Consider the following 12756-nt stretch of genomic DNA (forward strand, 5'->3'; position numbering starts at 1 on the left):
TCGGGCCCGGCCTCCGGCACCGCGCCGTCGTCGACGAGGGCGTCGCGCAGGTCCTGCCCGCGCAGCATGATGAGGCTGCTCTCGGGGTCGTCGTCGGCCTCGAGGATGTCCTCGACGACCCGGTCCATGACGGCGCGGTCGGCGGCCGCGGCGGCCTCGCGCCGGCGCCGGAGACGGGACGCCTCGGGGTCGCCCAGCCGCAGCCGGGCGGCGTCCAGCAGCGGCAGGTCGGGCACGGTCCAGGCCTGCGGGTCGGCGCGCTGCAGCCGTCGGACGTCCTCCTCGCCCAGCCAGGGCGCGCAGCGGCGGAGGTAGGCCGGCACGGTCCACAGGTCGCCGACCAGGTCGGCGGCCTCGACCAGGGTCCAGGCCCGGGCGAAGGCCTGGGTCAGCCCGGGGTCGCGGGCGAGCGAGCGCCGGAGCAGAGGCAGCGGCACCTCCTCGTCGTCCTGGTCGACCTGCTCGAGCAGCAGGTCCACCAGGGCCTCCCAGACCTCGTCGCGGGCCTCGTTGTGCGGGGTGCCCGGGTCGGGGGCGGCGAAGGCCTCCGCCCAGTCCGCGGGGGTCACCCGGAGGTCGACCCACTCGGTCTCGACCAGCAGCGGACGGGTCGGCGGCTCCTCGTACAGCCCGACCGCGGGTTCCACCGCCCGGACCATCTCCACCGACGACTTGAGCCGGGCCACCTCGGGGTCGGGTTCGGCCCCCGCGGTGGCGCCCTCGCGGACGAGGTCGCGCAGGGTGCAGGTCTGCACGCCCTCCTCGCCGAGGTTGGGCAGCACGTCGGCGATGTAGGCGAGGTAGGGACGGTGCGGCCCGACCACGAGCACCCCGCCGCGCCCCTCGGCCAGCCGGGGGTCGGCGTGCAGCAGGTAGGCGGCCCGGTGCAGCGCCACCACCGTCTTGCCGGTGCCGGGGCCGCCGTCGACGACCAGCGCTCCGGCCGACCCGGCCCGGATGATGGCGTCCTGGTCGGCCTGGATGGTGCTGAGCACGTCGCGCATCCGCGGTGAGCGGCTGGCGCCGAGGCTGGCGATGAACGCCGACTGGTCGTCCAGCGCGGCGTGCCCCTCCAGCCCGTCGGGGCTGAACACCTCGTCCCAGTAGTCGGTGATCCGCCCCTGCGACCAGCGGTAGCGGCGCCGGCTCACCAGCCCCAGCGGCCGGGCGTGGGTGGCGGCGAAGAACGGCTCGGCCGCCGGCGCGCGCCAGTCGACCAGCAGCCGCCGGCCGTCGGCGTCGGTCAGCCCCAGCCGGCCGACGTAGACCGGCTCGGCGCCGTCGGCACCCACCATCCGACCCAGGCAGAGGTCGACGCCGAAGCGCCGCAGCAGCCGGAGCCGGCCGCTGAGCCGGTGGATCTCGCGGTCGCGGTCGGCGGCCGCCCGACCCCTGCCGCCGGGGGAGCGGCGCAGCTCGTCCAGCCGCTCCGCCAGCCCGGCCACCTGCTGGTCCAGGCTGGCGGCCACGGCCGCGAGGTGCTGCTGGTCGGCGGCGATCAGGGCGGGCTCGGCCTTGGCGGCCAGGCGGGCGGGCAGGGCGAACACGTCGGCAGGGCTCATGGGGTCTCCGGTCCACAGGTGGCTGCGCGGGGTGCGCGGGCGGGGTCGCCGGTGCGCTCGGCACTGCCTCCTGATCGCCGTCCGGGCACCTGGCGAGGAGCGATTCTGCTGGCTCACCGGGGTCTTGCGGCAAGACCCCTGCTCCGCTATACGTTGGGAACGGCGGAGGGTTTCCGGGGCCGGGTGCAGCGCCCCGACGTCACCCCGCCACCTCGTCCGCCGCCCGTCGGAGCCCGTCGCCCGGGACCGTCCCCGCCCGGCCCTTGAGCCTGCCCCTGGGGCATGGTCTTCCATGGGTGCCCGACGACGGACGACGCAGGAGGAGCCCATGGCGTGGAGCACGCGTGAGCTGGCCGAGCTCGCGGGCACGACCGTCAAGGCGGTCCGGCACTACCACGAGGTCGGTCTGCTCGAGGAGCCCGAGCGGGCCAGCAACGGCTACAAGCAGTACCGCATCCAGCACCTGGTCCGGCTGCTGCGGATCAAGCGGCTCGCCGAGCTCGGGCTGCCGCTGTCGCAGATCGCCGACCTGGGCGACGCCGAGCAGCGTCCGCAGGAGGCGCTGCAGGTCCTCGACGCCGAGCTCGCCGCCACCGTCGAGCGGCTGCAGCGCGTCCGAGCCGAGCTGCAGGTCATCCTGCGGCACGGGACGCCGGTCGACCTGCCCGAGGGTTTCGGCACCGTCGGCGCCCACCTCACCGACGCCGACCGCGCGCTGGTGCTCATCTACTCCCGCGTGTTCGACGACGCGGGGATGGACACGGTGCGCGAGATGCTGCGCACCGCCGACCGGACGCCGGAGGACGAGGAGTTCGAGGCGCTGCCGGCCGACGCCGATGAGGAGACCCGGCGCGACCTCGCCGAGCGCTACACCCCGCAGATCCAGCGGCTGCTCCGCGACAACCCCGCGGTCGCCGCCCTGGGGGCCCAGCTGGTCGGCGGCCCCGGGTCGGCCGGGCGCACCCTCGGCCGGGCGCTGAACGAGCTGTACAACCCCGCACAGGTCGACGTCTTCCGGCGCGTCAACGCCCTGCTCTCCGAGGACGGCGCCGCAGCCAGGCAGGACGGCTGACGGGGAGGACGCCCCGGCGGGGCGCCCGGAAAACCGGGTGACGAGTCGGCACCACCGACCCTACGGTCGCGCCATGCCGATGTTCATGATGGTGCGTCGTGCCCGGCCGGCAGCGACCGGGACGCCCGTCCGGATCCCGTCGGGCCTGGGGATGGCACCCGCTCACCGCTGACTGGGCGGAGCGGGTGGTCGAGGCGACCCCGGTCCGTCCGGGCGACCTCGTCCTCGACCTCGGCGCCGGCACCGGCGCGCTCACCGCGCCGCTGACCCGCCTCGGTGCGGAGGTGCTGGCCGTCGAGCTGCACCCGGGACGGGCGGCCCGGCTGGCCGAGCGGTTCGACGGAACGGTCCGCGTGCTGACGGTCGACCTGCGGGAGCTGCGCTGGCCGCGGCGGCCGTTCCGGGTGGTCGCCAGCCCGCCGTACCAGCTCTCCACCGACCTCGTCCGCGGGCTGCTCGGCACCGACCGGCTGCTCTCGGCCGACCTCGTGCTGCAGCGCGCGGCGGTGCGCCGGCTGGCCGACGGCGGTGTCCGGGCCCGGCACGCCCGGCGCTACCGGCTCAGCGAGGGCGAGCGGCTGCCCCGGTCGGCGTTCCGCCCGCCGCCGCAGGTGGACTCCTCCGTGCTGCGGGTCCGCCGTCGATAACTGGTCACGGTGGCACCGCGTCGTCGTGGCGTCCGCCCTTCGACAGGCTCAGGGCGTTGTGGTCGGGCTCGGGGCGTTGTGGTCGGGCTCGGGGCGTTGTGGTCGGGCTCGGGGCGCTGTGGTCGGGCTCGGGGCGTTGTGGCCGGGCTCAGCCGACCTGCATCTCGCCCATCTCCTCCCAGCCCTCGGCCTCGATCTGGCGGCTGATGATCTTCGGGGTGGACGCCAGCGCCTGCGGCAGCTCCCGCATCGCCTGCTGGAAGTGCTCGCTGCTGACGTGCGGCCCGGCGCCGTCGTCGGTGAAGGCCTCCACCAGGACGAACTCGTTCGGGTCCTCCACGCTGCGCGACCACTCGAACCACAGGTTCCCGGGCTCGGCACGGGTGGCGCGCGTGAAGTCGTCGACCAGACCGAGCCACCGGTCCGACCACTCGGGCCTGGTCTGGAACTTGACCACGATGAAGTACATCCGGGTTGTCCTCTCTGCGACGTCGCTGACGCCGGCCATCGTGCTGAGCGCGGCCCGCGCCCGTCAATCCGGCGGCTACAGCCGCAGCAGGGCCTGCACCGGGGCGTGGTCGCTGGGTCGGCGTCCGAGGAAGGCGGTGGTGTTGATCCCCGCCCGCAGCACCCGCACCGCCGGGCTGGTCAGCACCCAGTCCACCCGCGGGGCGTCGGGCTGTGGCTCGTCGTAGCCGTGCCGGGTGCCCACCAGCGGGGTGACCCGTTGGGTGGCCGAGCTCCAGGAGTCGGTCAGGTGGGCGGTGCGGACGAGCTCCCAGGTGCTGCCGGCGTCCCCGGGTCCGGCGACGTCGCCGGTGACGACCGTCGGCAGCCCGCACTCGCGGAGGCGGCGCACCAGCATCGTGGTCGCCTGCCGGCGGGCCTCGGGGGCCACCGGGTCGAGCCGGGTGTTGAGCAGGCAGAACGCGCGCTCGGTGGCCAGCTCGATGAACCGCGCGTGCAGGGCGACCCGCGGACGCTCGGCGTCCCAGCCCACCGAGCCGATCAGGTCGGGGCTGTCGGAGAGCCACCACTGCTCCCAGGCCTCCAGCCGCACCCGCAGCGGGTCGTAGAAGACCGGGCAGTGCTCGCCGTGCGAGCCGCCCTCGCTGCCGGCGCCGATCATCCGGTAGCGCTGGGGCAGCCCGTCCTCGATGGAGCGGAGCTGGTGGAACAGCGCACCCTGGGCGCCGAGCAGGGTGGGCAGCTCGAGCTCGAGCAGCCGGGACACCAGCGGCTCGCGCTGCGGCCAGTGCGCGGGGTCGGTCGGGTCGGTGCGTCCGGTGTCGAGGCCGATGTCGAAGCTCATCACGTGCAGCTCGCCGCGACGCGCCTCACCGATCAGGGTGCGCACCTCGGAGCGACGACGGCCGCGCGGCGGCGGGCTGGTCGCCGCAGGAGCGCCGCTGCCGCCGCGCGTCCTCGGAGGATGGCGGTGGCTGGTGGCGCTCAAGCGGACTCCTCGGTGGGGGGTGGCCTCACCCCACCGGTTGCAGGTGTCCGCTCGGTGAACGACACCGCAGCCGCACGTGAATGCCGTTCCACGCCTGCGACCCGGAGGCCGCGCCGGAGAGCCCGGGCTCAGGCCTCGGGGTCGGTGGACTCGTCGAGGATGTCGTCCAGCGCCTCGCGCACGGCCTGGCGCGTGGCCAGCCGCACCGAGGCGGCCCGCTGGAGCTCGTTGGTGTCGGCCTCGTCGAGCCGACGCCGCTCGGTGCGCTCGGCCTCCAGGGCCTGGTCTCGGGCGTAGCGGATGCGCTCCCAGATGTCCATACCGGCCCGGTACCCGCCCGGGTGTGCGTCACACCCGGGCGGGAGGTCGGGCTCAGCGGTGGACGACCACCCGGTCGCCGACCCGGATCTTGGCGAACAGCTGCTCGGTCCGCGACCAGTCGCGGGTGTTCACGCAGCCGTGGCTGCAGCCGTTGTAGCCGCGGGCCTTGAAGTCGTAGGAGTAGTGCACCGCCTGGCCGCCGCTGAAGTACATGCTGAACTTCATCGGGGTGTCGTAGAGGTAGCTCCAGTCGTTGCGCACCTTGCGGAAGACCTTGAAGGTGCCCTCGCGGGTCCGGTCGCTCGCGCAGCCGAAACGGGCGTCGATGGTCATCTTCAGCGAGCCGTTCTCGTAGTAGCGCAGCTTGTCGTCCTTCTTGCTGGCGCACAGCACGCGGCCCTTGACCTTGCAGGCGGCCGGCACCGACGGGCCCTTCGGCTTGGGCTTCGGGGCCGGACGGGCCGGGCCCTGCTCGGAGCGCAGCTTCTGCCACTCCTTGGTGCCCACGGTGATCCGGCCGTCGGCCTTGTAGCCGGCCGCCTTCTGCCAGCGCTTCAGACCGTCCTTGGTGGCGCCGTCGAACTTGCGCCCGGCGCTGCCGCCGGCGAGGTAGTCGGCGCGCTTGTTGCGGTCCAGAGCCACCCGGAGCTGGCTGACGTCCCCGCCCGACATGCCGTACTGCAGGTCGCGCCCGCGGGCCTGCGCCGAGGTGGCCGAGCTGAGCGAGATGCCGAGCACCAGCACCGTCGCGAGCAGCACCAGCACCGTGTTCCTGACCGACCTGAGCCCCATGGCCCCACGTCCCTTCGCTGTGGACGGGGAGCCGTCCGAACCCGCCTCGCCGGAGATGTCACCACCACGGCCGAGGGCGAGACCCGAACCGGTGCGCACAGTGAACCACTGCCACGGCTCGGAGCACCAGTCCTTCCCGGCGGGTCCGCGGCCGGCGGCTGCGACGCCGTCCGGCCGCGGGCCGGGGAGCGGTCTCAGGCGGGGTCCCAGCCGGTGGTGGCGGCGTGGTCGATGGAGAGCCCGGCCACGAGCGGGCGGTGGTCGGAGCGGAGCCCCGTGACCACGTGGTGGTCGGTGAACCGGACGACCCGGGCGGTCTCGGCCTTCCGCACCCAGAGGGCGAGGTCGTCGATGTAGGACCCGGTCTGCGGCGGCCCGGAGGTGGCCGCCACGTCGAACCCGAAGTGGCTGTAGGTGGTGCGCAGCCCGGGGAGCTTCGCCGGGGCGTCGCGCTCCTCCAGCACCACGAAGGGGAACCGGTGGTGGCCGACCCGGCGGTCGGCGCGGGCGTCGACGTTCCAGTCGCCGCCGACCAGCACCTCCGCGCGCTCGCTCTTGGCCGCGGCCAGCGCCTTGAGCTCGCGCATGTAGGTGAGGTTGCCCTCGATCCGGGCCTCGGCGTCCTCGCGCGGACGCCCGTCGCGCTCGACGGACGGGTCCATGTGGGTCTGGATCCAGACGAGGTCCTGACCGCTCTCGCGGTGGGTGAGCCGCACCCAGGTGATCCAGCGCTCGTCGATCTCGAAGGTCGGGGTGTGGGACTTCGAGCCGAAGCGGGCGCCCTGGTCGCGCAGGGCGAACACGCGCTGGTCCCACAGCACCGCGTTGGAGCCCTTGAAGCGGGTCTGGCCGGCCCGGCTGACGGGCCGGAACCAGCGCCAGTTCGGACGGGCCCTGACCCAGGCGGCGGTGGCCTCGCGCTCGACGCCCATGGACTCGTTGAGCCCGATCAGCGCGACCCGGCCGGCCAGGTCGTCCATGTCGGCGCGGGTCGCGGCGGCGCTGCCGGTGTTGAGGTTGTAGGTCGCCACCCGGACCCTCGACCGCGTGGCGGCGGAGGCGGAGGTGGCGGGGAGCAGGGAGGTGCCGGCCAGCGCGAGACCGGCGGCGCCGGTGCCGAGCAGGCGGCGGCGGGAGAGACGGGGCGTGGGGGAGGAGCCGGGAGGGGTGTCGGTGTCCATGACCGCATGCTGCTCGGGCGCAGGGTCACCGGCAGGGTCAGCCCATCCGACGCAGCCCGCCGACCACCACCACCGCCGCGCCGGCGGCGTCGCTGGCGGCCAGGTCGACCTCGGCCTCGACCGCCCAGTCCAGGTTCCCCTCGGGGTCGACCAGCACCTGGCGCAGCCGCCAGCGTCCGGGCGTCCGCTCGACCTGCAGGTGGCGGGGGCTGCGGGCGTCGGCGTCGGTCACGACCGTGTCGTGCTCGTCGTAGTAGTCGTCGAGGGCCTCGCCCCAGGCGTCGGCGTCCATGGTGACCGGGGTGGGCGGCTCGGTGAGCTCGGCGACCCGGCGCTCCACCGCGGCCAGCGCCTCCGCGTCGTCGCGGGCGACCAGCTCGACCCGGTGCCACATCGCGTTGCGCAGCAGCACCGTGAAGGCGCGCTCGTTGCCGGTGATCGGACGCGGCTGCTGCTCTCGTAGCCCGGGGCGCACCTCGGTCTCCGCGGCGGGGTTGACCAGCTGCTCCCACTCGTCGAGCAGGCTGGAGTCGGTCTGACGGATCACCTCGCCCAGCCACTCCACCAGGTCCTCCAGCTCGGTGTCGCGGCGGTGCTCGGGCACGGTGTGGCGCAGCGTCCGCCAGGCGTCGGAGAGGTAGCGCAGCACGACGCCCTCGCTGCGCGACAGCCCGTACTCGCTGACCAGCTCCCCGAAGGTCATCCCGCGCTCGTACATCTCCCGGACCACCGACTTCGGGCTGAGCGCGTCCTCGGCGATCCAGGGGTGGGTCTGGCGGTAGGCGGTCAGCGTCACCTCCAGCAGGTCGGCCAGCGGCTGGGGCCAGGTGACCTGCTCGAGCAGCTCCATCCGCTCGTCGTACTCGATCCCGTCGGCCTTCATCGCCGCCACCGCCTCCCCGCGGGCGCGGTGCTGCTGGGCCTGCAGCACCGGGCGGGGGTCCTCCAGGATCGCCTCGAAGACCGAGACGACGTCGCGGGCGTAGCTGTCGGACTCCGGGTCGAGGGTGTCGAGGACGGCCAGCGCGAACGGCGCCAGCGGGTGGTTGACCGCGAAGTCGCGCTGCAGGTCGATGGTCAGCGCGTAGCGGCGGCCGTCCTCGCGGGCGTCGGTCAGCCGTTCGACCACGCCGGAGGTGATCAGCTCCCGGGCCAGCACCAGGGCGTGGCGGCGCAGCCGGCGGCGGGCGGCGGCGTCGTGGTGGTTCTGCTCGATCAGCCGGGCGGCGTGGGCGACCGGGTTGCCGCGGCGGGCCAGCAGGTTGACCAGCACCGAGTGCGACATCCGCAGCCGGGGCTGCAGCGGCTCGGGCTCGGCGCTGATCAACCGGGTGAAGGTGTCCTCGTTCCAGGAGACGAAGCCCTCCGGGGCCTTCTTGCGCTGCACCTTGCGCTGCTTCTTGACGTCGTCGCCGGCCTTGGCGACCGCGCGGGCGTTCTCGATCACGTGCTCCGGCGCCTGCACCACCACCCAGCCGCGGGTGTCGAACCCGGCCCGGCCGGCGCGTCCGGCGATCTGGTGGAACTCCCGCGCCTTGAGCAGCCGCATCTTCGTGCCGTCGAACTTGGTCAGCCCGGTGAACAGCACGGTGCGGATCGGCACGTTGATCCCCACGCCGAGGGTGTCGGTGCCGCAGATGATCTTGAGCAGCCCGTCCTGGGCCAGCTGCTCGACCAGCCGCCGGTACTTGGGCAGCATCCCGGCGTGGTGGACGCCGATGCCGTGGCGGACCAGCCGTGACAGCGTCCGGCCGAAGCCGGCGGAGAAGCGGAAGGCGCCGATCCGCTCGGCGATGGCGTCCCGCTCGGCCCGGGTGGTGACGTTGAGCCCGACCAGCGCCTGGGCGCGCTCCAGCGCCGCGGCCTGGGTGAAGTGGACGACGTAGACAGGGGCGCGGTCGGCCTCGACCAGGGCGGTGATCTCCTCGTGCAGCGGGATCTCCGACCAGGCGAACTCCAGCGGCACCGGGCGCTCGGTGCCGGTGATCACCGCGGTCTGGCGTCCGGTGCGGGTGGTGAGGTCGTCGGCGAAGAAGGTGACATCGCCCAGGGTGGCCGACATCAGCACGAACTGGGCCTGCGGCAGCTCCAGCAGCGGCACCTGCCAGGCCCAGCCGCGGTCGGGCTCGGAGTAGAAGTGGAACTCGTCCATGATCACGCAGCCGACGTCGGCCTCCGCGCCCTCTCGCAGCGCGATGTTGGCCAGGATCTCCGCGGTGCAGCAGATGATCGGGGCGTCGGCGTTGACCGAGGCGTCGCCGGTGACCATGCCGACGTTCTCGGCGCCGAAGACGCCGACCAGGTCGAAGAACTTCTCGCTGACCAGGGCCTTGATCGGCGCGGTGTAGAAGCTGACCCGGTCCTCGGCCAGCGCGGTGAAGTGGGCGGCGAGGGCGACCATCGACTTCCCCGAGCCGGTCGGCGTCGCCATGATCACGTTCGCCCCGGAGGCGATCTCGATCAGCGCCTCCTCCTGGTGCGGGTACAGCGGTCGCCCGGTGCCCTCGGCCCAGCCGGTGAAGGCGGTGTAGAGCGCGTCGGCGTCCGCCGGGTCGGGCAGGGCGGCGATCAGGGCGGGGGCGGGCACCCGGCCAGTCTCCCACCCGGGGCCAGCGCTCAGCCGACGGCGACGGCCTCCCCGGTGGGGAGGGCGGGACGGCGACGCTGCACCCCGGCGCGGTCGGCGGCGCGGGTGACCAGCCACAGCGAGGCCGTCGTGCCCGCCAGGGAGAGCGCCAGGCCGAGCGGGCTGCCGCTGGTGGCCGCGGGGTCGGCCCAGCCGACGGCGGTCAGCACCGTGATCGTGACGTTGTTGACCACGTGCAACGCGATCGCGGCCTCCAGCCCGCCGGTGCGCCAGGCCACCCAGCCCGCCGCCAGACCTGCCACGGCGACGTCCAGCGCGCCCCACAGGTCGTAGCCGTGCCCGAGGGCGAAGACCGGTACCGGGAGCACGATCGCGAAGGCCGGGTGCCGCAGCCAGCTGCCGACCAGCTGCATCAGCAGACCGCGGAAGGCGTACTCCTCGGCCGCGGACTGGACCGGGACGAGCAGGACGGCGCCGAGCAGGGTGAACCAGGCCCAGGGCTGCAGCACCGGAGCGGGCACCTCCCCGCCGAGGAGCGGGGTGAGCACCACGATGTCGACGGTGAGGACGACCAGCTGGACGCCGAGGACGAGGGCGAGCGAGTGGAGCAGCCAGCGCCAGCGCAGCCGTCCCGTCACCGAGGAGAGCAGCCCCGTCGGACGCGCCCCGAGCAGCCGCTGCGCGACCAGCGACGCGGGCAGCATCAGGGCGACGATCCCGAACCCGCCGATGAAGCCCACCGGGTCGGTGAAGTCGGTGCTGAGGATGCGGGCGACCAGGTCGAGGCCGAGCACCCGGCGGGTGGCGGCGTCGAACGCCAGCAGGAGCAGGCATGCCCCCAACCAGAGGGCGGCGGCGAGCAGCACCACCAGCAGCGTCCGCCACCGGTGGCCGGGACGGGTGCGGGCGAGCAGGTGGTACGGCAGCGGCTCGGGCGCCCCCGCGCGCGAGCCGCGGGTGACCGGACCGGAGGCGGCCGGTCCGGTCGTCGGTGGCGTCGGGGGTGCGGGGGTGGGCAGGTCGGCGCTCATACCGGTCACGCTAGGGAGCGGAGGTGCCCCGCCGCCGGGCTGCGGGGTGGTTGTCCACAGGCCTTCCGCCCGGCCCGGCTGACGACGCGGACGGTGGCCGCGCCCTCCGAGGTCAGGCCGTCGGGCCCCGCAGCCCGCTGATGAGGGCTGCGAGCTCGCCTGGTGCCTGCAGGTGCGCCAGATGCCCCTGTCCGGGCAGCAGGTGCACGGTCGCGCGGGGGGTGCGCCGCACGACGTCCTCGAACGAGGTGCCGTAGGGCGCCTCGCCGCGGTTGGCCCCGCCGAGGACCAGGTCGACCCGTGCTGCCTCCGTCGCGAGCTCCGCCGGCGCTGGCGCCTCGTTGATCGCCCGGGTCTCGAGGTAGAGCGGTGCGCCGAGGCGACGCATCCCGGCCCAGACGGCGTCCTGCGACCGCAGCCGGTCGACGACGTCGGGAGGCATCCCGGTGACCTGCTGCAGCGCGACGGCGACGAGGGCGTCGAGGTCGTCGCCCTCGTGCGCGGCGCGCAGGTCCGGCAGGGCCTCCGCCCCGAAGGGCGCCATCACCGGTTCGTACGCGACCACGTGCGGGACCGCCACCTCGTTCGCGAGGTGCAGCGCGACCAGGCCCCCGTAGCTCCAGCCGAACAGGGTCCGCACGTCGGAGAACGAACGCAGGACCGCTGCCGCGTCCTGCACCTCCGTCCCGATCCCGTAGCCCTCGGGCAGCGGGTGCGAGGGGTGCCGTCCCCGGCGGTTGACGACCGCGACGGTCGGCCACCCCTCGAGCTGCTCGGCGACGGCGGCCCACGCCGCAGCGTCCGCCATCACCCCCGGCACCAGGACGATCGCGGCGCCGTCCGGTTCGCCGTAGACGTCGACCGTCGCCCCGCTGCCCGCGACCACCTGATTCTGTGTCGTCCGCTCCACAACACCATTATGGAGCATCCGATCTACTATTCGTCACATGGCACGACCCGTCGGTCGCCCCCGGTCCTTCGACCGCGGCGACGCGCTGCGCCGAGCGGCCCACCTCTTCTGGCAGCACGGCTTCTCGGGGACCTCGACCCGGATGCTGACCGCGGCGCTCGGGATCTCGACCTCGAGCCTCTACTCCGCGTTCGGCACCAAGGACGCGCTCTTCGACGAGGTGGTGCGGACCTACGCGTCCCGCTACAGCGCCATCTACGCCGCCGCGGTGACCGAGCCGACGGTGCACGGCGTCATCGACCGGCTGCTCACCGACTCCGCGACGGAGTTCACCCGGACCGACGAGGGGCACCCCGGATGCCTGACGAGCAGCGCCGTGATGGCGGACGCGCCGCCGACGCTCGACGTCCGCGGCTACGTCGCCGAGCTGCAGGGCCGCGACGAGGCGCGTCTGCGGGCCCGGCTCGAGCAGGCGGAGGCAGCCGGCGACCTGCCACCGGCGGTGGGGGCGACGGCGCTCACCGAGCTCGTGCAGACGGTCTGGCAGGGCCTCTCGTGCCGCGCCGAGCTCGGCGCCACCCGGGACGAGCTGGTGGGCGTGGCCAGACTGACCGCCGGCCTCATCGCTCCTGGGGCGCCCGCCTCGCGGTGATCCGTGCCGGGTGCGCCGGAGCGGGTGGCACCAGCCCCCGCGGCTCGACGCTCCGGAGGTCGAGTGGCTCAGCGGACGACGGCGGCCAGCTCCTCGGCGGCCCGGTCGAGCTGCTCGGCGGTGGTCGCGGCGCCGAAGGTGAACCGGACGGCGGTCTGGGCCGTCTCGGCGTCCAGACCCATGGCGGTGAGGACGTGCGAGGGCTCGTTGCTGCCGGCCGCGCAGGCCGAGCCGGAGGAGCAGATGACCCCGCGGGCCTCGAGGTCGACGAGCACCGACTCCCCGCTCACCCCGGGCAGCACGAACGACGCGTGCCCGGGCAGCCGCTCGGTGCGGTGACCGGTCAGCCGCGCCCGCGGCACCTCACGCAGCACCCGCTCGACGAAGGCGTCGCGGCGGGCGGCCAGCGCCGCCGTGTCGGTGGCCCGGGCCAGCTCGAGGGCCGTCGCCAGTCCCACCGCACCGGCGACGTCGTCGGTGCCCGACCGCAGCCCGCGCTGCTGCCCGCCGCCGTGCACCAGCGGCTCGACCCGCTGCCGGCGGTG

The 12756-nt window shown here is 74.5% G+C and carries 13 protein-coding genes; 3 read left to right on the top strand and 10 right to left on the bottom strand.

Annotated features, from left to right (window positions below; translation table 11 throughout):
* On the bottom strand, positions 1 to 1562 hold a 1562-nt coding region (gene helR, locus DVA66_RS09885), incomplete at its 3' end, for an RNA polymerase recycling motor ATPase HelR (protein WP_114559931.1).
* Positions 1563 to 1890: 328 nt separating this feature from the next.
* Here helR and DVA66_RS09890 point away from each other — a divergent pair.
* Both DVA66_RS09890 and DVA66_RS09895 read left to right on the top strand, forming a co-directional pair.
* A complete protein-coding gene (locus DVA66_RS09890; protein ID WP_114559932.1) occupies positions 1891 to 2634 on the top strand; it encodes a helix-turn-helix domain-containing protein in 744 nt (247 codons plus the stop codon).
* A 185-nt stretch (positions 2635 to 2819) separates the two neighbouring features.
* Positions 2820 to 3281: an rRNA adenine N-6-methyltransferase family protein gene (locus DVA66_RS09895; protein ID WP_232821876.1), complete on the top strand. Its 462-nt coding sequence runs from the start codon at positions 2820 to 2822 to the stop codon at positions 3279 to 3281.
* Between the two features lie 148 nt (positions 3282 to 3429).
* On the opposite strand, the gene DVA66_RS09900 is transcribed toward DVA66_RS09895, so the two are convergent.
* The 8 genes from DVA66_RS09900 to DVA66_RS09935 form a co-directional block, all read right to left on the bottom strand.
* Complete coding sequence (locus DVA66_RS09900) at positions 3430 to 3750, bottom strand: putative quinol monooxygenase (RefSeq protein WP_114559934.1); 321 nt, start codon at positions 3748 to 3750, stop codon at positions 3430 to 3432.
* A 75-nt stretch (positions 3751 to 3825) separates the two neighbouring features.
* Entirely contained in the window at positions 3826 to 4737 is a 912-nt protein-coding gene (locus tag DVA66_RS09905) for an endonuclease/exonuclease/phosphatase family protein (RefSeq protein ID WP_157973934.1), read from the bottom strand.
* 128 nt (positions 4738 to 4865) lie between these two features.
* Positions 4866 to 5057 carry a hypothetical protein gene (locus tag DVA66_RS09910; protein WP_114559936.1) on the bottom strand — a complete coding sequence of 64 codons (192 nt, stop codon included), beginning with the start codon at positions 5055 to 5057 and terminating at the stop codon, positions 4866 to 4868.
* A gap of 52 nt (positions 5058 to 5109) precedes the next feature.
* The gene (locus tag DVA66_RS09915) at positions 5110 to 5823 is read right to left on the bottom strand and encodes a L,D-transpeptidase family protein (RefSeq protein ID WP_232821877.1); all 714 of its coding nucleotides are present in this window, start codon (positions 5821 to 5823) and stop codon (positions 5110 to 5112) included.
* 221 nt (positions 5824 to 6044) lie between these two features.
* Entirely contained in the window at positions 6045 to 7031 is a 987-nt protein-coding gene (locus tag DVA66_RS09920) for an exonuclease/endonuclease/phosphatase family protein (RefSeq protein WP_114559937.1), read from the bottom strand.
* 37 nt (positions 7032 to 7068) lie between these two features.
* The gene (locus tag DVA66_RS09925) at positions 7069 to 9618 is read right to left on the bottom strand and encodes a DEAD/DEAH box helicase (protein WP_269801614.1); all 2550 of its coding nucleotides are present in this window, start codon (positions 9616 to 9618) and stop codon (positions 7069 to 7071) included.
* A gap of 29 nt (positions 9619 to 9647) precedes the next feature.
* Entirely contained in the window at positions 9648 to 10649 is a 1002-nt protein-coding gene (locus DVA66_RS09930) for a CPBP family intramembrane glutamic endopeptidase (protein WP_114559938.1), read from the bottom strand.
* A gap of 112 nt (positions 10650 to 10761) precedes the next feature.
* Complete coding sequence (locus tag DVA66_RS09935; protein WP_198671635.1) at positions 10762 to 11535, bottom strand: alpha/beta fold hydrolase; 774 nt, start codon at positions 11533 to 11535, stop codon at positions 10762 to 10764.
* 61 nt (positions 11536 to 11596) lie between these two features.
* On the opposite strand from DVA66_RS09935, the gene DVA66_RS09940 reads away from it, so the two are divergent.
* Positions 11597 to 12211, top strand: coding sequence for a TetR/AcrR family transcriptional regulator (locus tag DVA66_RS09940; protein ID WP_114559940.1), 615 nt, complete (start codon positions 11597 to 11599; stop codon positions 12209 to 12211).
* A 68-nt stretch (positions 12212 to 12279) separates the two neighbouring features.
* Here DVA66_RS09940 and DVA66_RS09945 read toward each other — a convergent pair.
* Positions 12280 to 12756 (bottom strand): aminotransferase class V-fold PLP-dependent enzyme (locus DVA66_RS09945; RefSeq protein ID WP_114559941.1); only part of this gene is annotated, 477 nt, incomplete at its 5' end.

Origin of the sequence: Desertihabitans aurantiacus (assembly GCF_003344635.1) — a bacterium.
Taxonomy (GTDB): Bacteria; Actinomycetota; Actinomycetes; order Propionibacteriales; family Propionibacteriaceae; genus Desertihabitans; species Desertihabitans aurantiacus.

What these genes read in the sequence shown, in the direction of transcription:
- DVA66_RS09900 (WP_114559934.1), bottom strand. Translation starts at nt 3,750, where the DNA reads ATGTACTTCATCGTGGTCAAGTTCCAGACCAGGCCCGAGTGGTCGGAC.
- DVA66_RS09920 (WP_114559937.1), bottom strand. Translation starts at nt 7,031, where the DNA reads ATGGACACCGACACCCCTCCCGGCTCCTCCCCCACGCCCCGTCTCTCC.
- DVA66_RS09890 (WP_114559932.1), top strand. Translation starts at nt 1,891, where the DNA reads ATGGCGTGGAGCACGCGTGAGCTGGCCGAGCTCGCGGGCACGACCGTC.
- DVA66_RS09930 (WP_114559938.1), bottom strand. Translation starts at nt 10,649, where the DNA reads ATGAGCGCCGACCTGCCCACCCCCGCACCCCCGACGCCACCGACGACC.
- DVA66_RS09940 (WP_114559940.1), top strand. Translation starts at nt 11,597, where the DNA reads ATGGCACGACCCGTCGGTCGCCCCCGGTCCTTCGACCGCGGCGACGCG.
- DVA66_RS09910 (WP_114559936.1), bottom strand. Translation starts at nt 5,057, where the DNA reads ATGGACATCTGGGAGCGCATCCGCTACGCCCGAGACCAGGCCCTGGAG.